Source organism: Terriglobia bacterium, assembly GCA_035712365.1.
Taxonomy (GTDB): Bacteria; Acidobacteriota; Terriglobia; order UBA7540; family UBA7540; genus SCRD01.
Genome location: DASTAW010000029.1, coordinates 46911 through 66755 on the forward strand (window position 1 = coordinate 46911; position 19845 = coordinate 66755).

At 59.6% G+C, this 19845-nt stretch carries 19 protein-coding genes, 1 tRNA gene and 1 pseudogene; 10 read left to right on the forward strand and 11 right to left on the reverse strand.

All coding sequences use genetic code 11. The features are described 5' to 3' along the window. Positions 1-7: 7 nt before the first annotated feature. The 8 genes and pseudogenes from VFQ24_08115 to selA form a co-directional block, all read right to left on the reverse strand. A complete protein-coding gene (locus VFQ24_08115; protein HET9178310.1) occupies positions 8-292 on the reverse strand; it encodes an iron dependent repressor, metal binding and dimerization domain protein in 285 nt (94 codons plus the stop codon). 141 nt (positions 293-433) lie between these two features. After that, positions 434-1084 (reverse strand): annotated as a pseudogene (locus tag VFQ24_08120) (ABC transporter ATP-binding protein). 4 nt (positions 1085-1088) lie between these two features. Further along, positions 1089-2306 carry an FtsX-like permease family protein gene (locus VFQ24_08125; GenBank protein ID HET9178311.1) on the reverse strand — a complete coding sequence of 406 codons (1218 nt, stop codon included), beginning with the start codon at positions 2304-2306 and terminating at the stop codon, positions 1089-1091. After that, positions 2299-3573 (reverse strand): FtsX-like permease family protein, encoded by a 1275-nt coding sequence (locus VFQ24_08130; GenBank protein ID HET9178312.1) that lies wholly within the window; start codon positions 3571-3573, stop codon positions 2299-2301. The genes VFQ24_08125 and VFQ24_08130 overlap by 8 nt, the downstream gene beginning before the upstream one ends. A 6-nt stretch (positions 3574-3579) precedes the next feature. Further along, entirely contained in the window at positions 3580-4845 is a 1266-nt protein-coding gene (locus VFQ24_08135; protein HET9178313.1) for a Fe-S-containing protein, read from the reverse strand. A gap of 19 nt (positions 4846-4864) precedes the next feature. Beyond that, positions 4865-5398: a Fur family transcriptional regulator gene (locus VFQ24_08140; protein HET9178314.1), complete on the reverse strand. Its 534-nt coding sequence runs from the start codon at positions 5396-5398 to the stop codon at positions 4865-4867. Positions 5399-5582: 184 nt separating this feature from the next. Next, complete coding sequence (locus VFQ24_08145) at positions 5583-6386, reverse strand: hypothetical protein (protein HET9178315.1); 804 nt, start codon at positions 6384-6386, stop codon at positions 5583-5585. Positions 6387-6522: 136 nt separating this feature from the next. Further along, positions 6523-7920 (reverse strand): L-seryl-tRNA(Sec) selenium transferase, encoded by a 1398-nt coding sequence (gene selA, locus VFQ24_08150; GenBank protein ID HET9178316.1) that lies wholly within the window; start codon positions 7918-7920, stop codon positions 6523-6525. 314 nt (positions 7921-8234) lie between these two features. Here selA and VFQ24_08155 point away from each other — a divergent pair, with 314 nt between their 5' ends. Beyond that, positions 8235-8783, forward strand: a complete 549-nt coding sequence (locus VFQ24_08155) for an MXAN_5187 C-terminal domain-containing protein (protein HET9178317.1) — start codon at positions 8235-8237, stop codon at positions 8781-8783. A 170-nt stretch (positions 8784-8953) separates the two neighbouring features. After that, a complete protein-coding gene (purH, locus tag VFQ24_08160) occupies positions 8954-10504 on the forward strand; it encodes a bifunctional phosphoribosylaminoimidazolecarboxamide formyltransferase/IMP cyclohydrolase (protein HET9178318.1) in 1551 nt (516 codons plus the stop codon). A gap of 76 nt (positions 10505-10580) precedes the next feature. Here purH and VFQ24_08165 read toward each other — a convergent pair whose 3' ends face one another. Beyond that, on the reverse strand, positions 10581-11750 hold the full coding sequence (locus VFQ24_08165) for a VWA domain-containing protein (GenBank protein ID HET9178319.1): 1170 nt from the start codon (positions 11748-11750) through the stop codon (positions 10581-10583). A gap of 247 nt (positions 11751-11997) precedes the next feature. Here VFQ24_08165 and VFQ24_08170 point away from each other — a divergent pair, with 247 nt between their 5' ends. The 4 genes from VFQ24_08170 to VFQ24_08185 all read left to right on the forward strand — a co-directional run bounded on the left by VFQ24_08170 (position 11998) and on the right by VFQ24_08185 (position 15272). Beyond that, positions 11998-13170: a DUF5009 domain-containing protein gene (locus VFQ24_08170; protein ID HET9178320.1), complete on the forward strand. Its 1173-nt coding sequence runs from the start codon at positions 11998-12000 to the stop codon at positions 13168-13170. Between the two features lie 374 nt (positions 13171-13544). Continuing rightward, complete coding sequence (locus VFQ24_08175; protein ID HET9178321.1) at positions 13545-14243, forward strand: type 1 glutamine amidotransferase; 699 nt, start codon at positions 13545-13547, stop codon at positions 14241-14243. Between the two features lie 144 nt (positions 14244-14387). Further along, entirely contained in the window at positions 14388-14912 is a 525-nt protein-coding gene (locus VFQ24_08180; GenBank protein ID HET9178322.1) for an arsinothricin resistance N-acetyltransferase ArsN1 family A, read from the forward strand. Between the two features lie 18 nt (positions 14913-14930). Then, a complete protein-coding gene (locus tag VFQ24_08185; protein ID HET9178323.1) occupies positions 14931-15272 on the forward strand; it encodes a tetratricopeptide repeat protein in 342 nt (113 codons plus the stop codon). A 51-nt stretch (positions 15273-15323) separates the two neighbouring features. Here VFQ24_08185 and VFQ24_08190 read toward each other — a convergent pair whose 3' ends face one another. Both VFQ24_08190 and VFQ24_08195 read right to left on the reverse strand, forming a co-directional pair. Further along, complete coding sequence (locus VFQ24_08190) at positions 15324-16190, reverse strand: LOG family protein (protein ID HET9178324.1); 867 nt, start codon at positions 16188-16190, stop codon at positions 15324-15326. Positions 16191-16533: 343 nt separating this feature from the next. After that, a tRNA-Lys gene (locus VFQ24_08195) sits at positions 16534-16609 on the reverse strand. A 327-nt stretch (positions 16610-16936) separates the two neighbouring features. On the opposite strand from VFQ24_08195, the gene VFQ24_08200 reads away from it, so the two are divergent. The 4 genes from VFQ24_08200 (at position 16937) to larC (ending at position 19840) form a co-directional block, all read left to right on the forward strand. After that, entirely contained in the window at positions 16937-17341 is a 405-nt protein-coding gene (locus tag VFQ24_08200) for a hypothetical protein (protein ID HET9178325.1), read from the forward strand. A 134-nt stretch (positions 17342-17475) separates the two neighbouring features. Next, entirely contained in the window at positions 17476-17640 is a 165-nt protein-coding gene (locus tag VFQ24_08205; GenBank protein HET9178326.1) for a hypothetical protein, read from the forward strand. 103 nt (positions 17641-17743) lie between these two features. Then, positions 17744-18430, forward strand: a complete 687-nt coding sequence (locus tag VFQ24_08210) for an RraA family protein (GenBank protein ID HET9178327.1) — start codon at positions 17744-17746, stop codon at positions 18428-18430. A 213-nt stretch (positions 18431-18643) separates the two neighbouring features. Beyond that, on the forward strand, positions 18644-19840 hold the full coding sequence (gene larC, locus VFQ24_08215; GenBank protein ID HET9178328.1) for a nickel pincer cofactor biosynthesis protein LarC: 1197 nt from the start codon (positions 18644-18646) through the stop codon (positions 19838-19840). Positions 19841-19845: the final 5 nt, after the last annotated feature.

Genomic DNA, 19845 nt, shown 5'->3' on the forward strand with positions numbered 1-19845 from the left:
CGGGTCCCTACCGCCTGGGGCAGCAGACTCCCGGCGGGATCGGAGATCCGTGCGGGCAAGTCTCGGGATGTTTGAGGAGCACGCAGAGTTTTTCGGTGACTTCGGCGCTCAGGCTATGCTCAATCTTGCCGGCATTCTCATCCAGCAGATCTTTGTGGATCTGGAACATCTCATAGAACAGCCGCTCGGAGAGCCGGTGGCGGCGGATCACGTGGTTGGCTTGCCGCTGGCCCTTCGGGGTGAATGACAGCCGGTCGTCCTGGTCAAGCCGCACCAGCCCTTCCTGGGCCATCAACAGGAAGGTCGCACGGTTCTGGGGAAACTCCGGCAGTTCAGAGCAAGGGAAAATCTCCTTGCCCGTATCCTCCTCGTAGTGCCAGACGGCCTTGAGAAGATTTTCGATCAGTTCCTGCTCGTAGACCGGGAAGACGGAGACCTCCGAAAGCCTTCCATGGTGGAGCTCGATGCGTCGCTCCGCCATGCGGCCGATTTCAGGGTCGTGCGTCACCATCACGATGGTGTGGCCCTCGCGATGCAATTCGGTGAACAGGCCCATCACCAGGGTTTCATTGACTTCATCGAGGTTCCCGGTGGGCTCGTCGGCAAGAATCAGGTTGGGCTGGTTGATGAGCGCCCGCGCCACGCAGACCCGCTGCTGCTCGCCGCCCGAGAGTTGCGAGGGAAGATGATGGATACGGTCACCCAGACCCACCTGCACCAGCGCCTGGCGCGCTTCCGGTTCGTCCGCGAGACTGTGGAAATACTGCGCCAGCATCACGTTTTCAACCGCCGTGAGGTAAGGCACCAGATGGAACTGCTGGAACACGAAGCCGATTTTTTCGGCGCGAAAACGCGCCAGCTCGGTGGAAGAAAGCCGGCCGATTTCCTCGCCGCCAATCCGGACCGCGCCTTCGCTCGGCGCATCGAGCCCGCCAAGGATGTTCAGCAGCGTACTCTTTCCCGACCCGGACGGGCCCATCACAGCAATCCATTCTCCCTTGTCCACGGAGAAGGAAACCTCGCGCAGGGCGGCGATGGATGCGCCGTATCGCCGGGTCAGATTTTCAACTTCAATGAAGGCCAACGGATTACTCTCCCTTAAGCGCGGTGGCCGGCTGAATGCCGCGCATGATGCCCACGGGGAAGAAGGTGGCCAGCGCCGCCAGCAGAATGGTGGCTCCCCAGACCAGCGGCAACGTCCACCACACCACGCCCAGGCTCACGCCGAAAAGCCGCTGGCCTACCTGGGCGGCCAGCAAACCGCCCGCCGCAAATCCTGCCAGGCCAGCCACTAGCCCCAGGCTTGCGCCCTCCACCAGAAACAACCGGGTGACTTTCTGGTTGGTGGCCCCCAACGCTTTCATCACCGCGATGTCTTTTCTTCGCTCCAGCACGATGGCCGTCATGGTGGCCATCACGCAGAGAGCGATGATCGCCAGAATCAGACCCATCAGAGAAATCAAGAGTCCACGGATGGTGTGCAGGACCTTCCCTTGAGAATACACAATCTGGCGGACAGGCCGCACGTCAAGCTGGGGGAAAGCTGCCGCCATCTGATGAACGCCCCGCTCGATGTCGACCGTCTGGCCGGGGATGTTCATCTGAATCATGCTGATTTTGCTCTCGAGGCCAGCCAGCTTCTGCAGTTCTGGCAGAGAAACGAAAACCTGGTCGTCTTCCGACGCGCCAGTGGAAATCACGGCTGCCACTTGAAAAGTTTCGGATGCCGCCGAGCCATCGCCGGCTGTGAGTTTCAGCGAGTCTCCCGGCTTCAGCCGGAAGCGCTCGGCAAGGTGCGCCCCCACGGCGCATGAGCCCGGACCGAGGGGACCCTCATCTGCTCCGGCGGCGATTCGCCAGCCCGGCACCAGGGCCTTCAAGGCGGCGAAATCAGATCCCACGCCGACAACGTTTTCGAAGTCCGGCAGCCGGGGCTCCGTCGGCACGCGTGAAACGCGCGCCACCAGGTAGAGCACCGGCGCGGCGACAAGACCTTTCACCCCGGATTGCAGGGATTCCACCCGCTGGAAGACTGCTCCGTCGATCAAGGCCCCCAGGGCTGCCTGGCCGCTCGAGGCCGCTGCCTTGCTGCTGAGAATGACGTTGGCGCCGTAAGAACGAAACTCCTGGGTCATCTTGCGGTGAACGTCGCCGTAAAGGTTGAGAAGCATCGATGCCAGCGAGGCCCCAACCAGCAGGGAAATCACAGCCAGCGCGGCTTGCGGCCGCCTTACCACCAGAGAGCGGACCCACAGCCGCCAGAAAAGCGAACGGCGCTTTCCGGGTTGTTCAGCTCTTTCACTCATTTCTCAACACCGCGACGGGTGAGACTTTCAGTCCCCGGGCCAGCGGGACAGCGCTTCCTGCCAATGTCACCAGCAAGGCCAGCGTCAGGACCGTGGGCAGAATCACCCATTCGATTCCGGTCGGAACGCCGAAAACGGCAAGCGACAACCGGCTTGCCATCCAGCTCCCCAGCCCGTATCCCACAATGCCGCCCGCAAGGCCGACTCCAAAAGCTTCCAGCAGAAAGATTGACGCCACCCGGCGGTTGGTGGCTCCCAGGGACTTGAAGAGGCCGATTTCCGCCCGGCGCTCCAGAATGATGGCAAACATCAGCGAAGCCATCGCCAGGGCGGCCGTCACCAGCGCTGCCACGGCAAGAAGCGTCATCAGGAGGCTGATGTTTTTGATAATCGAGCCCTCCGTTGCGGCCACGCGATAGACGGGCCTGGCCTCTGAGCCGGGGACCGCCTGCTGAATCTGCCAGGCGATTGAACTCACGTAGGGCGTGCAATACCAGCGCTCATAGTCGGCGGCGTTCAGCCGGGTGACGTCGGAGCGGCCGAATTCATCCTCGGGCTTGGTCAAGGCGCTCACTTCCACGCGGCGCACCTTTCCCGGCAGGCCGGTGAATTCCTGCACCGCGGCAAGCGGCGCCAGAACTTCATCGTCTTCCTCTCCTCCGGTCCCGAGAATGCCACTCACCGCGAGGGCCATCGTGGAGTCCGGGCGGCCCTTGCTCTGGAAAATCAAATTGGCTCCCGGCTTGATTCCCAGTTCCCCCGCGAGGGTAATGCCCACCAGGCACTGCTGCGATCCGTCTTGCGGCCAGTTTCCCTCGACGTTCCATCCAGGATGAAGCTTTTCCAAGCCCGTGCGGAAAACGTCTCCACGCTGCACCTCGAGGGCGTGGTTGAACCAGCTTCCGATTACGACGACCGGGCGCCCCTCGACCGTGGCGGGCGCGTAGAGGAATGGGGCAAACCCCATGATGTTATTGCGCCAGAATATCTTTCTCAGTTCGGGCAGGCTGGATTCGGGCAGAAATGCGCCGGCGCCGGCAGGCCGGTAGTCCACTCCGCCCACGGCGATCGACAGGCTATCCGCGGCTGGGGTCACAGAAATGTTGGCCCCGAACGAGCGAAGCTCGTGCGCCACGCGGTCCCCTACGCTCAGAGAAAGCGTTCCTGCCGCCGTGGTAACCCCAATCCCCAGAGCCACGGCTGCGACGCCCAGCAGTTTGCGCTTTCGCCGGCGTATGAGCGATCTGCCGACAATTCTGCTTAACATAAAGCCTTAGTGGAAATAGCGGGCCGAACTTTCAAGACTGGCCTTTGAAATCTCCAGCATGTTGCCGTGCACCAGATAGTCAATATGGACGGGATTGCAGCCGCCAGCCGACCCGATGGTCGGGGCGTAAATGGCGGACGCGCAGTTCCGGCAAATCACGTTCTGGCCCTGCTGGTAGTATCCCTGGTCGCCGCAAATCTGGCAGGCATCAAGCCCCACCCGGACCGTATCTGACGAGTCCAGGATGGCGATGAATCGCACCTGCTTGCCCCCGGCTTCCACCTGATAGGTGTGCAGCTTGTGGTCTTTCAACCCATCAACAGGCACCTGAGCAATGTTGCCGATAAACGCCAATTCGACAGGCGGCCGGACCACCTGGGCAACCCGGGAATAAACATAGTCAGCGCTGATCAGGATGATGATGATCAGCCCCACGGCGCTCGCCGCCGTCTTCCAGAAGCGTTCACGCCGCTGGCTGGCAACCATCTTCCGGCGCTCCGGCGCGGCCATGCGCGAAAGCGCATCGGCTGACACTGACCCGGTCCGGATTCTCTCGGCCAGGACCAGAAACAGGCACAGCGCAATGATGGCCACAAAGAAGAAAGTGTCACTGTTGGCGATCGGCCCGATAACGGCCATTTCGCGGCGGCTGGAAGGAAGAATCTGGGCCTCGGAAAGCTCGTGCAAACCGGAAACCAGCAATTGAAACGCAACCACCAGGAGCACCAGGCTGGTGACGCTGAAAAACCTGCGAAGGTTAACCTTGATGCTTCCCTTGAAGAAGGCCACGCCCAGTCCTATGGCCAACGCCAGGCCCAGCACGGCCCCCATCAGGTTCATCAGCTCGGTGGTGCGCAATGAAACGGCGCCCAGGAAGATCGCTGTTTCGGCGCCTTCGCGGGCCACCATCAGGAGCACCAGCGCGAAGATTCCCCAGGCTCCCGAGCGCGACGGTTTGATGGAGAGGTCTGAAATCCTGCTCTCAATTTCCTTCTTCAGCCCTTTCGACGCCCGCATCATCCAGATCACCACGGAGGCCACAAACACGGCGCCCAGCAACATCATCCAGCCTTCGTAGGCGTCTTCGCTGATGGCCCACTTCTGGAGAAAAAAAGCAGCGGCGGCGCTGACGGCAACCGCCGCGCCCACTCCCCACCAGACAAACGGGACCCATTCATCCCGGCCGGCCTTCTTCAGATAGCCGAGGATGATGCCGACGATCAGCGCGGCTTCAACGCCTTCACGCAGCGTGATGACTAAGGAATCGAACATATTAAATCCGTGCGGAGAATTACCGGTCGTCCGCGCAACCGCGGCCCGCCTTCTTTTGCTCGACGGCGCCAACGGAAACGGGCGGAGTGCCTGTTTCTTTGGCCTTGGCCGCGCACTTCGCGCAAAGGCCGCCCAGTTCCAGCCGCGCCACGCGGAGGGTAAACCCGTGGCGTCCTGCGATCTGGTTCTTCAGCCTTTCAAACAGCTCATCCTGAATTTCGAACACCGCATGACACCGCTGACACGTGAAGTGCATGTGGTCCTTGTTGGTGCGGGCCTCGTAGTAATGCCCGTGCCCGTTCACGTGCATCAGGTCAAGCTCATCAATGATGCCAAGTTTCTTGAGCGATTCCAGGGCGCGATAGACGGTGGCCAGATGCAGGCCGGGCATTTGCTGCCGGGCCCTGCGCAGCACTTCAGGCGCGTCGAGGTGCTCTCCGGCTTGCTGAAGCACATCCGCGATCACGCGGCGCTGGCGGGTCAGACGGAGACCATGCTCGCGAAGCTGGGTGGTGACGGAGCGGCGTTGCTCGAGGTGTTTGGCGAGGACCATATGCAGTTGCGAATGGGTCGCAACAGAAATTATCCCAAAATCTATACTTTTATGTCAAGAATTATCTCACAGGAACCCCTCCAATGCGCTGCTCAGTGCCATGGCCCATTTTACATTGGGTATGCTCCGGCGGGCAAGGACGGGCATGATGGAGGACGATAACCGCGCCGGCGATTGACTTCAATCACCTTCCGAATGGGACGTCGCGCGCACTTTCAAGCTGCAATCCCTCCGGAGCAACCTTGTACGTCTGTTCATGTCTTGGCGGAAGATGGCCCTGCTGAGTCTGGCGGACGTATTCGTCCCGATCGACATAGCTGATGACCACCGTGTTGCTATTCGCGTTAAGCTTGCCGTCGAACAGGTTCTCCACCTTCCATTGAGATTCAAGCGTTTTTCCGTCAAGGCTGTAGAGGACTGCCGACAGGCGCGGATGGCTCATCCCGAGCCTCCAGCCATACGCGAGGAAGCGAAAATTGCCATCAGGTGACGGAGCCACAATGGCGTAGTGCATATCAATACGGGGCACGAAGTCGGTGGTTGTCACTTCCAGAGTGCGGCCGTTCTCGTTTTCGTAGATCACAAGCACGTTGATGCGCCAGATGTTGCTCCAGCCCAGCGTATAGCCGGCGCCGATCAGATTCACGCTCTTCCAGGGCGCTATAAAGATGGCAGGGGTTCCAACCGCAGGGTATTCCAGCTTTGAAAACGTCTGCTCGAGTTCCTGGCGCAATTCGATGATGCTCGGCGTGCGGTTGGCGATCCAGGTGTTCAGGTGGTCCACTACGAGCTTCTGGATTTCATCCGTGATCGGCTTTGCGTCCTCGATATCCAACCCGTAGAGCTTTTTGCCCAGCGAGGAGATCTGCTCGGGCAGTCCGGGCTTGGGTTTGGGCTCCTTTTCGCGCGCCTGCGCCGTCTCCAGGCCGAAGGCGATGGCCGCTACCAGTAATGTGGTGAGGACTGCTGCCGCTCGGACCTTCCGCATTGTGCCTGTTCTATCAATCACTGTGCTCCCGGCCTCCCCCGGAATTTGCCCGATGAAATGGGATTGAATTCCATTGCTTATTTGATGCAGAACACCCGGCCCAGCGCTGTACCGCGCAATGGCGAAGAACCACTCCCTACGAAATGCGCTCAAAAGCGTGAATGATCGCCGCGTCCTGGTCGTCAAAAACCGTCCGCAGATCGAGCAGCAGGCGGTCCCTCTCGACGCGGGCGATGACGGGCGGACGGTTGCGCCGAAGCGCTGCTTCCATTTCCTGCGCGCCAAGCCTGCCGTGACACACCGCAACCAGTTTCGTGGGCAGCGACTGCCCAGGCGTCGAGCCTCCGCCGGCCACCGATTCGCCGTCTTCAATCCCGGCGGAAATGGAGGGAATATCCACCAGCCTGGCCACGAGCGAAGCGGCGCGCGCGGCCAGTTCCTCGAGCGGCCGTCTCATCATGCGCAGCGCCGGAATGGCATCAAGGTTTCCGTCAAGGTAAAGCCTGATGGTTGCTTCGAGCGCAGCGATGGTCAGCTTGTCAACTCGCAGGGCGCGAAACAGAGGGTTCTGGCGGATGCGGTGCAGAAACTCCCGTCGGCCTGTGATCAGGCCCGCCTGCGGCCCTCCCAGCAGCTTATCTCCGCTGAACGTCACCACGTCCACACCCGCCCTGAGGCTTGCCGCTACCAGGGGCTCATCCCGGATGCCCAGGGGCCTGAGATCGAAAAGGCATCCGCTGCCGAGGTCCTCGATCAGGGGAAGATGATGCTGATGGGCCAATTCGACCAGTTCCGCCAGTTCCGGCCTTTCGGTAAACCCAACAACCCGAAAGTTGCTGGGATGGACGCGCATCAGCGCCCGGGTGTGTTCATTGATCGCCCCGGCATAGTCTGCCAGCCGCGTCCGGTTGGTGGCGCCCACTTCTTTGAGCCTTGCGCCGCTCTTGGCGCAAATATCCGGGATGCGGAAAGAACCGCCGATTTCAATCAGCTCCCCGCGCGAAACGATGACTTCTCCGCCTTCGGCCAACGCGTTCAGCGTGAGGAAGACGGCGGCGGCATTGTTATTCACCACCAGCGTTCTCTCGGCGCCGGTCAATTCCGCGAAGAGGCGGTCGGTGTGTGAGTCGCGCTTTCCGCGCCTGCCTTCACCCAGATCGTATTCCAGATTCGAATAGCAGCCGGCAATTTCCTCGATGTGCTCGACGGCCCTGCGAGCCAGAGGAGCACGCCCCAGATTGGTGTGGAGGACCACGCCTGTGGCGTTGATGACGGGCTGGAGTGAATATGCTGCCAGGTCAGTGGCGGCGGTGGCGATCTTTTCTTCGAGCTCAGCCGGTGAGAACGCTCCAGCGGTCCCCTTCGCAATCCCTTCACGCATTTCTTGCAGGATGGTCCGGGCGGCCTCGACAACGACGCGGTGGCCCAGTTCCGCTTCAAGACGCTTCAGGCCGTCTCGGCCCAGCAGTTCGTCCACGGAAGGAATCTGCCGCAGCATTTCCGTCGCGGCGTTCGCATGGCTTTTGCTTTCCATCGACGTAGCTCCCTTGCCGAGTAGCTGGGCGGTGTGCCGGGTTGCACACCCCACGGCCATTTCAACACAACAGCAGAGCAAGGGTCAACTTGCGCAGCGTCTCAGGAGCGGCCCAGTTTGAATTGTGGCACGGGCGTCCTCGCCCGTGTTCCGGTCAAAAAACACAGCCAGGATGGCTGTGCCACGAAACAGGAACTGAGTCACCACAAGGCTTGCTGGCGTTCGTTTTCGCGGTTTCGGCGCTTTTGTCGTAGTGGTTTTCTGCCGATGGGAGTTATAATGGCCTATCTGGCGCTCACCTTCGAGGTCCCCCGGTGACGGTTGACGAGGAACTGTCCAGGCTCGAGGAGTACATCCGCCGTCTCAAAATTGAGTATGAGGCTTACTTTAGCGGAGGGAAGCCGCACCCTCCAAGTGACGCTGTCTTCCGGGTTGAGCAGGTCATCAAAAATTTTGCGAGCGATGCGGGCCGGTTGAACGTCAGCCAGCGCTTCCGGTTCAACGGTCTCTCGCAGCGATATGCCGTCCATAACGATCTCTGGCGGAAGAGGCTTCGCTCGAGGGAAGAGGGCCGCGAGGCCGCGCCGCGAAGGCCGTTGGCGGAAACGGATTCGGTGGCGCGGATCGTCTGCTGTGATCCAGACCGCGAGCAAGCCCAGGTGGATAAACTCCTCCATGCCCTCGTGAACGCCAAACAACGCGTGGGGGAGCGGACCGACGATCTTGACCCTGCAAGGTTTCGGAAATTCGTTTGTGAAAAGACCACGCAGCTCAAGCGGGAACTGGGATGCGACAGGGTCCAGTTTTCCGTCACCATCAAACGCGGCAGGGTGCGGTTTACGGCAGTGGAAGCTGACTCGTAAAGCTTCAGGGCCTTGAAAAAATTGTCGCACTGCTCGTCGGCGAGGCTGAGGCGCCTGAGACTGCGGCTGGCGCTGCGCGCGCGTTCTCCAGTGACATCCCGGTAGCGTTTTCCTGTCGTGGTCCGACCTTTTCCCATGTTGAATCCAGATCAATTATCTCAGGAGCGTTCATGAAACCCATCACCCGTGCGTTGCTTAGCGTCAGCGACAAAGCTGGCATTGTTGATTTTGCGGCAGGGCTGTCAGAGCTGGGCGTCGAGATTGTATCGACGGGCGGCACCGCCAGGCTTCTCCGCGAGAAAGGCGTGAAGGCACGCGACGTTTCCGAACTCACCGGCTTTCCGGAAATGCTCGATGGGCGCGTGAAGACGCTGCATCCCAACGTCCACGGCGGCATTCTGGCCATCCGGTCAAATCCCACCCACGCGGCAGCTTTAAAGGACCATGAGATCAGCGTCATCGACCTGGTAGCGGTGAATCTGTATCCCTTCGAAAAGACGGCTGCCAAGCCGGGCGTGGAATTCGAAGAGTTGATTGAAAACATCGACATTGGCGGACCTACCATGATTCGCTCGGCTGCCAAAAATTTCGAGGACGTTGCGGTTGTGGTTGATCCTGCCGACTATGCCGCTATTCTGGAAGAACTCCGCAGAAACGGAGGGCTTGAGCGTGAATCGCGCCTGGCCCTGGCACGAAAGGCTTTTGCCACCACCGCGGCCTATGACGGTTTTATTTCCACCACCTTGCAGGAGCGCGCAGCGCCCGGCCTGCCGAAAAGCTTTCATTTGAACTTCGAGAAAGCCATGGACCTGCGCTATGGCGAAAATCCTCACCAGAGCGCGGCGCTCTACCGCAGCAGAGCCGTCGCCGGCAGGGGATTGGCATATGCTCCGCAGCTCCAGGGCAAAGAACTTTCATACAACAACCTGGTGGACCTGGAAGCGGCGTGGCGCCTGGCTCAGGAATTTACGGAGCCGGTGACGGCCATCATCAAGCACACCAATCCCTGCGGCATCGCGATCGGCAAAACGCTGGCGGAAAGCTATGTCCGGGCGCTTTCGGTCGATCCGGTGTCGTCGTTTGGCTCGGTGATTGCCGTGAACCGCAAGCTTGATCTGGCGACGGCTGAGGAGATGTCGAAGCTGTTTGTTGAAGCCATCATCGCTCCGGGATTTGACCCGGTCGCGCTGGAGAAGCTGAAAGGTAAAAAGAACCTGCGCCTGATTGATATGTCAGCGACCGCCGGCGATGAGTACGGCCCGCAACTGAAGAGCGTGGGAGGCGGGTTGTTGGTGCAGACTCCAGACACGGCAGGCGCCAAACCTCAGGATTGGAAATGCGCCACCACGCGCCAGCCAACGGAGGAGGAGATGCGCGGGCTGGTGTTTGCCTGGAGCGTGGTGAAGCACGTGAAGTCCAACGCGATTGTCTTCGGGCGCGACGGCATGATCGTGGGCGTTGGCGCCGGGCAGATGAGCCGGGTGGATTCCGTGAAGCTGGCGGCGATGAAAGCCCGCGACCTGAAGCATGAACTGAAGGGAAGCGTGGTGGCGTCTGACGCGTTCTTCCCCTTCCCGGACGGCGTGGAAGAAGCCGCAAAGCACGGCGCCACGGCCGTGGTCCAGCCCGGCGGCTCGGTCCGCGACAATGAAGTGGTTGAAGCCGCCGATCGCCTGGGAATGGCCATGCTGATGACCGGCATCCGGCACTTCCGGCACTGAGGCGGTTGTGAGCTGGTTGTTGAGGCGTGGCTCGGGGCAGCGCCTGGCGAGCCGGCCCTGGGCATCGCTGCCTGCCTTACGCCTTCGGTGAGTAGTAGCCTTCGCGGGAGAGCACGCGGTATTTGACCTTCTTGCCCTTCTTATCTGTGATGAGCAGCGGATTCCCCTGTGTATCCACCAGTTGGACGTCCAGCTTGTGGTACTTCCCGTCCTGAGTGCTGTTGGTGGGAATAAAGCCGAGGCTGTACTGGTGCCGAAGCTGACCGGCGACCTGCTGATAGATGTCCGGAACGGCAGCTTCAAAGCGTGGGAAGTAGGCGTCTCCGCCCGAATACCTGGCGATTGAAGTCAACGCATTCCGCGCCTGCAGCGTTTCAATGTTTTCCCCGTAACGAATCGAGACAAATTCCTCGATACTGATCGCGTAGATGGGCGTGTTCGAGCCCTTGGCGATTTTGAGCATGTCGCCGTAAGTCAGCTTGCTGAAGGTGTCAAATCCGCTGACGATTGCGATGATGGCTTTGCGCCCGCCAACATTCTTCATGCGGTCGATGGTGAACGAAAGGGCATCGTACAGGTTGATCTCGCTGAAACCGGGTATCCGCAGCGTGTCAAGCGCGTTCCGCACCTGAGAACGATCATGCGTGAAGTCCTGCAGGATGTGCGGCTGCATGTCAAAATCAATGACGCCCACCCAGTCTTGAGGCTGCATAAAACCCAGAAACTGATAGGCGTCCTCGAGGGCGAGGTAAAGATATCCCCACCACTTGTTGCTGAACTCAATCAGCATCGCAACCGTGATGGGCGCCTCAGCCGTCGAGAAGTTGGTGACGGATTGCGGCACGCCGTCATCCGTGATCTTGAAATTGGTCTTGGAGAGCCCTGTGATCGGGCTGCCATTCTTGTCCGTCACCAGCACATCAACGTTCACCAGGTTGGACTGGGTGGAAAGAGTGTAGACCTCGTTGGGATTGATTTTTTCGGGCTGCTTTTCCTGCGGCGCAGGCTTGCCGGCCTCCTCAGGGGCCTTCTCAGGCTGCTCTGAGGGTTGGTTTTCCGGCTGCTGCTGAAGGTCTGGCTTCGCCGACTTTTTGGGAGCGTAGACCGTTTCCCCTGTCTGGGGAGTCGGCCCCGGGCCAGGCTCCTGCTGAGCGTGGGCTACTGGGTTCGACCCGAAAGCCCAGAAGGTGGCGGCCACGCAAACAGCCGCCACGGCGCATATCATCTTTGTTCTAATCTTCTTCATTCAGCCAATCCCTCCTTGGTATGATGCCATCCGCGCGCAAAACGGTCAACCGAAGGGCCGTTGGAATGGTCCTTCAATTCCCGGCGGTGGCGGAAAGGGCGTTTCTGCGGACTTCTTTCTTCTTGCTTCCTCGCTCGGGTTGCGGTATATCAGTGCAATATAGGACAGAGACCAGGTCTGTGGGGCTTCGTCCGGTGATGGATTCCGGGGCCCTCCATCCAACTTTGCACGCATTGGAGAGAACACCATGAATGCATACTCCACTCAAGTGTTGACGGAGAGTGCGCAGGCACAGCAGTCGAAACCAGCGAGTACAGGACTGCACGCTGTCGCCCCTTCCGAGCGCGTCTTATCGGTAGATGCGTTACGCGGGTTTGATATGTTCTGGATCGCTGGCGGGGCCCCGTTCGTCATGGAATTCTTCAAGCTGTTCGCCAATCCCTTGCCGCCCTGGCTCGGCGGACAGTTTGAGCATACTCCCTGGGTGGGTTTCGACTTCTGGGACATTATCATGCCCCTCTTCCTCTTTATTGTGGGCGTTGCCATGCCGTTCTCGATTGGCAAGCGGGTTGAACGGGGTGACAGCCGCGCCAGCATCTACCGCAAGGTGGGCTACCGAGTGGTGGTGCTGTGGGTGTTGGGCATGGTGGCCCAAGGGCATCTGCTGCTCTTTACGCTGGGCAACTTTCAGATTTACAGCAACACTCTGCAATCAATTGCCGCGGGCTACCTGATAGCCTCGATTGCGCTGGTGGAGATGCCGGTGCGCTGGCAACTGGGCCTTGCGGCTGCGCTGCTGGTGGTCTACTGGGGGCTGATGATGTTCGTTCCGGTGCCGGGCGTGGGCGCCGGGGTCATGACGCCTCAGGGCAACCTGGCCATGTGGGTTGATACCGTGGTTCTGGGCCGCTTCCGCGACGGCACCAACTACACCTGGATCCTCAGCAGCCTGGGCTTCGGCGCAACCACGCTGATGGGCGTGCTGGCCGGCCACCTGCTGCGAGGGCCCAAGCCGAAGGAGCGCAAGGCGCTGCTGCTGGCGGGCTCCGGCGTGGCATGCCTGATTGCAGGCTGGCTGTGGGGCTTTGAATTCCCGATTATCAAGCACATCTGGACCAGCTCCATGGTGCTGTGGTCGGGCGGCTGGTGCCTCCTGCTGCTGGCCTTGTTCTACTACGTCATCGACGTAAAGGGCTACCGGCGCTGGTCGTTCTTCTTTATCGTTTTCGGCATGAACGCCATCGTCGCCTACATAGCTCCGGATATTATTCCCTTCCGAACCATCAGCCGCACCCTGTTCGCGGGCCTCGGCGCGCACCTGGGAATATTCGGCCCCTTCCTCGTCGCTGCGGGAACGGTGGGAATCCTCTGGCTGGGGCTGTACTACATGTTCCGCAAGAAGACCTTTGTGCGAATTTAGCACAAGGCCCGGAAGAATAAGGCTAATTCCATGCTGCGGATGCCCGAAGGGTTCGCAGAAACCGCGAAGTTCCAGGCGGGACTTGCAGACTTTTGCTAAACTCAGAACAGGTAAACCGCACAGTGCTGCGGCGAGAAGGCTTACACGCTCATTTCTTCTGCTAAGCCTCCGGATGAAGTGGATCCGAACCTGAAGCAGATCACGAACAGGGCTACGGGCATTGCTCACTTGATCCAAACCAAGCGCTGTCCACCCGCCTGGCCCATCCATCTTTGGCAAATCGGAAACGACGGGTCCGCTGTTGGCCGGCAAATTTGCACGTAACTATCATGCCGGTGCAACGTGGCGGCGATACCCTGGCATACGGGTTCAGAATGCGTGTTCATATCATCCAGCACGTAGCGCTTGAAGGGCCAGGCGCGATCAGCCAATGGGCTCGAGAGCGAGGCCACTCGACCTCGGTCACCGAACAGTTCACACGGGGAACGCTGCCGGCGGTCGGCGATTTCGATTTCCTGGTCATCATGGGTGGGCCGATGAGTGCGAACGATGGCGCGCAGTTCGATTGGCTTGCCGGCGAAAAACAGTTGATCGAGGAGGCGCTGGGCGAGGAAAAGGCGATTTTGGGCGTGTGCCTGGGCGCGCAGCTTCTGGCCCAGGCATTGGGAGCACGGGTTTACCCCCACCCCGAGAAAGAGATTGGCTGGTTTCCAGTCCGTTTGACTCTTGAAGCGGAGCGCAGCAGATTATTTTCCGGCCTGCCCGCAAGAATGACGGTCCTGCACTGGCATGGCGAGACGTTTGACCTGCCGGAGGGCGCCACGCTGCTGGCCGAAAGCAGGTTGTGTCGCAACCAGGCCTTCGAGCTCGACGGCAGGGTCCTGGGGCTCCAATTCCACCTGGAAGTCCAGCCGCAAGGGCTTGAGCGATTGATTGAGAAATCGGCGGCGGAACTCACTCGTGCAGCGGCGGTGCAAACGGCGGCGGAAATTCGCGCCTCGGCGCACCTTGCGCATACTCTTCGACCCACGCTTTACACGGTCCTTGATCGCCTGGCTGCCGCTGCGTCCTGATGACAATTGTGAAGGCGATCCTTGCAATCCTCAGCGGTTTCCTCTTAAAGTTGTGCTTTGCGAGAGTCAGTTCGTGCTCCACCGCGCGCTTTGCGGCAGATTGGAACTGCGCTCAATCCGCGCAATTGAAAGGATAGTGAGTCAATGACGGCAGAATGGAGCGGGCCGCTGAAGATTCGGCAGGCCCGCGTTGACGACGCAAAGGAGATTGCCAGAATCTACAATCAGGGCGTGCAGGACCGCGCCGCAACTTTTGAAAACGCCTATGTTACTCCGGAAGAGCGTTACCTGTGGCTGGCCGCGCGGCCGGACCGTTACCCGGTGCTGGTGGCGGAGGTGAAACACACCCTGATGGGCTGGGCGGCGCTCAATCCTTACAGCCCGCGGAGGTGTTTTGAAGGGGTAGCGGAACTGTCCATTTTTATCGAGCGCAGCCTGCGCGGGCACGGCGTGGCGCAGCAACTCATCAAAGCCATGCAGGATGCGGCGCGCGAGCGAGGCTTCTACAAGCTCGTAGGGCGCATTATTGCCGACAACAGCCCGGCGCGCAAACTGTGTGAACTGGCCGGCTGGCGGGAAGTCGGCGTCTTCCACAAGCACGGAAGGCTCGGGAGCGAGTGGCATGATCTGGCGCTGGTGGAATATCTGATTCCTGAAAACCTGAAGTAAACGAGATGGGATTCTGCCGTGGGCGAAAACGAAACGGGAAAATCGTCGCTCGAATCGTTCGAGGAAATGGCCGCCAAGGCTCCTGAAAACGTGATGGTCCGCTACAGCCTGGGGCGAGAATACCTGAAGGCAAAGAGGTACGCCGAAGCGGAGCGGGAATTACGCGAGGCGCTGCGGCTGAAGCCGGATTACTCGGCCGCCTGGCGCGAATTGGGAAAATCACTGGTGGGGCTTGAGCGGCTGGATGAGGCGCGCGAGGTTTATACCAAAGGCGCCGCCGTAGCTTGCGAAAAGGGTGATCTGCAAACTCAGCGTGAGATCGAGGTTTTCCTGAGGCGGCTCGAAAAAGCCGGGGGCTAAGCCTTCCCGCTTGCGAAATACTAAAACAATCGGCTGGAATAAAGGCTTCGGCTAGTCGAAGGGAGGCCGTTGCGCCATTTTCAGCCGAAGCTGGCGCGTCAGGCTGGTCTTGACGGTTTCAAATGCTTCGTGCGGGCTGTCCACAAAGCGGATCAGCTTTGACTCCTCCGCGGTGACCGTGCCAGTCTCCCTCAGCCAGTCGAAATTCACCGCTTTCTTCCAGAACCTGGATCCGTAAAGCAGGATGGTTGAGCGATGGCCCATTTTGTGGGTTTGGATCAGCGTCAGGAATTCCCACATTTCGTCCATGGTGCCAAAGCCTCCAGGAAAAACGATGACGGCGCGCGAAGGTTGGGCGAACCACAGTTTGCGCATGAAAAAGTAACGGAACAGGAAGCCCAGTTCCGGAGTGATGTAAGGATTCGAGCCTTGCTCCATGGGCAGCCGGATGTTGAAGCCGATTGAGACCCCTCCGGCTTCCTGCGCGCCCCGATTGGCCGCTTCCATAATTCCCGGTCCACCCCCTGAGCAGACCACAAGAAAATGCTTGCCGTTTTTCAGGCTCAGAGACCAACTGGTGATCAGGTGGGCCAGTTCCCGGGCCTGCTCGTAATATTTTGACATCTTCAGCGCCATGCGCGCGGCGCGCAATTCTTCCTGGGTGGGCTGCGGGCCGCCGCACTTTGCTCGGGTCATCACCTCCCGCAGGTTTTCACGCGCCGTGTCGTGGGGCAACACCCGCGACGACCCGAAAAATACCACGGTGTTTTGCACCCCCGCCCGGCGCAGGCGCACCTGCGGATCCAGATATTCCGCCACGATTCGCAGCGTGCGGGCGTCGGCACTGTCCATGAAGCGGTCATCTCGATAGGCGAGCTTGGGTGAACGGGAGTGGTTTTGCCGTGTGAGCTTGCTCATAGTGCCTCTTAATGAGGATTGCATAATAGAGTGACGGACTTCCGTAGCGCCGGCATCTTGCCGGCCCTGAAAATTGCCGCCGGGACGGCGGCGCTACAAACGATCTTGTCACCATATTTTGTAATCCTCAGCAGAAGTAGTATCCGTCTGCAGCGATTTACAGCATAACAAACGGATAGCTTTTTCGTACATTAAGTGGCGAACCACTGCCGAAATCGAGCGGCGAGCCTGCCGCCGCCGCTTCAGGTCGAGTGCTGAAATGAGGAAGGAGGCGCCGCAGCCAGAGCTCGGACGAGATTCCAACCAGGCGGGCCCGGGAGAAACCGAAATGCGTGGTGACTGCTGGTGAGCCGGCCGGGACTCGAACCCGGAACCCTTGCCTTAAAAGGGCAATGCTCTACCACTTGAGCTACCGGCCCGCTTGATGAATTCCAGTGAACTGCAACGCGAATGCACTGCTCGCCGCATGCGAATTGCCCGGCGTTCTCTCCAGGCGAGCACCGCGGAACGCCGCATTTCACTCGGCTTTGCGCCTGCACCCCGTTCCGTTGCAGTGATATTAGAATGCCCCACCACTTCCTTTGCTGTCAACAAAGCAGCACGTCGCGGCAGTTAAACGTAGCTCGCAGCGAGAGTGCTTGTTCGGCGTATAATTTCTCGCTATGACGGTCGCGGAGATATTCGAAACAGACGGCCTTTCGCCGTGCGGTCCCGTGCGATGGGACGAGCTTGTGCACGAGAGTTCAATGGGTGTTTACGTAATTGCCCGCACGCACAGACTGGATACCGGCTGCAGACCATGCGAATTGGCGCTCCGCAGGCCAATTCCAGCTTACCTCGAAATTGACCGTGACTACGAGCTTAAACGCTGGCTCCGTTATGAGCCTATCATCTACATCGGGAAGACAAACCAACCCGTATCGAACCGCATTCGGCAGTTCTACCGGCACCGCTGCGGGGCCAGGAGCCCTCATGCTGGCGGACAAATACTGCTGCTACTGGATTGCGAGCGATGGGTGTATTGGTCGCGATCGCCCAACCCAAGGGAATCCGAGAAGAAGATGCTTCAGGCCTTCAAGGAGCAGGCGGGCCAAAGACCGTACGCGAACTTTGACGGCAACCGTCGTCAAGCCCGAATTAAACACCTGTAGCCGGCGGGCCGGCTCCGATATAAGCCAGTCCCTGACCCGCTCGCGCCGATTTTGCTTGACTTTTCTGGCCTAGCATGGTAGTCTCCCTTCAGTGCCTGCATGGGTCGAGTTTTTCGGGGCTAAAAGTACACAAAATGGGACAAAAAAACACGCTTTTTGAAAAACAAAGCGGAGAAGTTGCTGAAAACACGTGTCTGTGGAAAAAACAAACCGGAAACAAACCGAAAACAAAGCTACCGATCTTGTTGAAAATACTAGACGATAAAAAACGAACCGGAGAAAAACCGGCTTTAATGTAGCCTCCCCATCTTCGCCGCCAGGCTGCTCCATCCGGAAGATGCCGAATTCCCGCTTGTTTCTTGTTGCGCTCGCGGCTGAGAATGGGATCTTGAAGAGGAAACCATGCAAAACAACGAGCGGGAGCAAACGCTCATCGAATACCTGAAAACGATTGATACGCCCACCATCTCAAACGCCATCGAGCAGTTGCGCCTGCGGCCGCGCAGCGAGGGATTCACCCCGCTCCAGGTCCGCTGCCTCTTTCCGGATTTCGGGCCGATGTGCGGATACTCAGTGACGGCCCAGGTTGAAACCATGACCGAAGGCAATCCGAGAGAAGAGCGCGGCTACGTCGAGCTGTTTGAGGCGGTGGAGAAATCGCCCAAGCCTGCGGTGGTTGCGTTTCAGGAAGTCGGCGGACATCCGGACTACACGGCGCATTGCGGCGAGGTGATGGCCACTTTCTTTAACCGATTGGGCGCCATTGGCCTGGTGACGGATTGCGCCGTCCGCGACCTTGCAGAGGTCCGGGCCCTTGGCTTCCACTATTTCGCCCGCGGCGCCGTGGCGAGCCATGCCAATTTCCGCATCGTGCGCGTCTGCGTGCCCATCCACCTGGCGGGGATGGTGGTCCGCCCGCAGGACATTCTGCACGGCGACCAGAACGGACTGATCCAGGTCCCCAAAGACGCGCTCGATGGTCTCCCAAAGGCGATTGAATCGGTCCGGACAAGGGAGCGCCGGCTGATGGACATGACCAAAGATCCGAACTTCACCGCGAGCCAATTGCGCGGACGTTTTATGCATTAGGCGGAATTTGTTGTGTCGTAGCGCCGACCCCGCCCGGGCGGGGTCGGCATCCAGGAACCTGCCGTACTGACGCCCGGCGCTGCCATTCGAAAGGGTCTCTTACCCGTCCTTTCATTGACAATCCTTCAAACGAACGCCTAAATTGAAGGTTTCCGCGCTCTTAGCGGGTGTTTCCCTAAAAGCTGTGGTGAGCGGTGAGCAGAAAGACCCTGAATGATAAATCTGGCCTACCTCGATTGTTCCTCAGGAATCAGCGGCGATATGTTTCTGGCCGCTCTCCTCGACGCGGGCGTGGAATACGACCGCCTGCGGAGAGAATTGGCAAAAATCGACCTCGGGCCTTATGAATTCACCCAGAGCCGGGTGATGCGGGGAGGGCTGGCAGGCAATCATGTAGACATCGTGGCGCCGGGCAAGCAACCGCACCGCCATCTGAGCCACATTGAGAAGCTGATTGGGGCGGCGTCAATCGACGACGCTGTAAAGCAGAAATCGCTTCAGGTTTTCCGGCGGCTGGGCGAGGCCGAGGCGAAGCTCCATGACCAGCCGATCGAAAAGATACACTTTCACGAAGTGGGAGCGGTGGACGCCATCCTCGACATCGTTGGTGTTTGCCTGGGACTCTTCATGCTGGGAAATCCGGAACTGGTCTGCTCGCCGCTGAACGTGGGTGGCGGACGCGTGGAGGCGGCGCACGGCACCTTGCCTGTTCCAGCCCCGGCCACGGCCGAATTGCTGAAAGGACTTCCCGTTTACTCGTCAGGAGTTGAATTCGAACTCGTCACGCCAACAGGCGCCGCGCTGGTTTCAACGCTGGCGGCCGGATTCGGCCCCGTTCCGGCGATGAAAGTAGAGCGCATCGGATATGGCGCGGGCGCAAATGATCTCCATGCGCATCCCAACATCGCGCGATTGATGCTGGGCGAGAAGGCCGGTGGCGAAGGGAGTGCGCCGGGCGGCGCGGGCGATGAAACCGTCCATGTGATCGAAGCCAACATTGACGACATGAATCCGCAACTCTACGGCTACTTTGCGGAAAAGGCGCTCGCGACAGGCGCTCTCGATGTGACCTGTGCAGCGGCCCAGATGAAGAAGAACCGGCCGGGCCTGCTGGTCACTGTGCTTGCGAAGCCGGAATTCGAAAGCGCGCTCACCCGGCTGCTGTTCAGCGAGACCACCACCATCGGCGTACGCATCACGCGGGCGCGCCGCAAAGTGCTGGACCGCGAGATGGTCGAGGTTGAAACTGCTTTCGGGGCGGTGAGAATGAAAATAGCGCGACTCGATGGCGAGATTGTAAACGCCGCGCCGGAATTTGACGATTGCAGGCGCCTGGCTGATGAAAAATCCGTACCGCTGAAGGACGTAATGCAGGCCGCGCAGGCGGCCTATAAGCTATTGAAACATTGATTCAT

Bases quoted from the DNA above. Each gene is read 5' to 3' on its own strand.
- VFQ24_08115 (HET9178310.1), bottom strand. From the start codon at position 292: ATGGCCCAGGAAGGGCTGGTGCGGCTTGACCAGGACGACCGGCTGTCA.
- VFQ24_08125 (HET9178311.1), bottom strand. From the start codon at position 2,306: ATGAGTGAAAGAGCTGAACAACCCGGAAAGCGCCGTTCGCTTTTCTGG.
- VFQ24_08130 (HET9178312.1), bottom strand. From the start codon at position 3,573: ATGTTAAGCAGAATTGTCGGCAGATCGCTCATACGCCGGCGAAAGCGC.
- VFQ24_08135 (HET9178313.1), bottom strand. From the start codon at position 4,845: ATGTTCGATTCCTTAGTCATCACGCTGCGTGAAGGCGTTGAAGCCGCG.
- VFQ24_08140 (HET9178314.1), bottom strand. From the start codon at position 5,398: ATGGTCCTCGCCAAACACCTCGAGCAACGCCGCTCCGTCACCACCCAG.
- VFQ24_08145 (HET9178315.1), bottom strand. From the start codon at position 6,386: ATGCGGAAGGTCCGAGCGGCAGCAGTCCTCACCACATTACTGGTAGCG.
- selA (HET9178316.1), bottom strand. From the start codon at position 7,920: ATGGAAAGCAAAAGCCATGCGAACGCCGCGACGGAAATGCTGCGGCAG.
- purH (HET9178318.1), top strand. From the start codon at position 8,954: ATGAAACCCATCACCCGTGCGTTGCTTAGCGTCAGCGACAAAGCTGGC.
- VFQ24_08165 (HET9178319.1), bottom strand. From the start codon at position 11,750: ATGAAGAAGATTAGAACAAAGATGATATGCGCCGTGGCGGCTGTTTGC.
- VFQ24_08170 (HET9178320.1), top strand. From the start codon at position 11,998: ATGAATGCATACTCCACTCAAGTGTTGACGGAGAGTGCGCAGGCACAG.
- VFQ24_08175 (HET9178321.1), top strand. From the start codon at position 13,545: ATGCGTGTTCATATCATCCAGCACGTAGCGCTTGAAGGGCCAGGCGCG.
- VFQ24_08180 (HET9178322.1), top strand. From the start codon at position 14,388: ATGACGGCAGAATGGAGCGGGCCGCTGAAGATTCGGCAGGCCCGCGTT.
- VFQ24_08190 (HET9178324.1), bottom strand. From the start codon at position 16,190: ATGAGCAAGCTCACACGGCAAAACCACTCCCGTTCACCCAAGCTCGCC.
- VFQ24_08200 (HET9178325.1), top strand. From the start codon at position 16,937: ATGGGTGTTTACGTAATTGCCCGCACGCACAGACTGGATACCGGCTGC.
- VFQ24_08205 (HET9178326.1), top strand. From the start codon at position 17,476: ATGGGACAAAAAAACACGCTTTTTGAAAAACAAAGCGGAGAAGTTGCT.
- VFQ24_08210 (HET9178327.1), top strand. From the start codon at position 17,744: ATGCAAAACAACGAGCGGGAGCAAACGCTCATCGAATACCTGAAAACG.
- larC (HET9178328.1), top strand. From the start codon at position 18,644: ATGATAAATCTGGCCTACCTCGATTGTTCCTCAGGAATCAGCGGCGAT.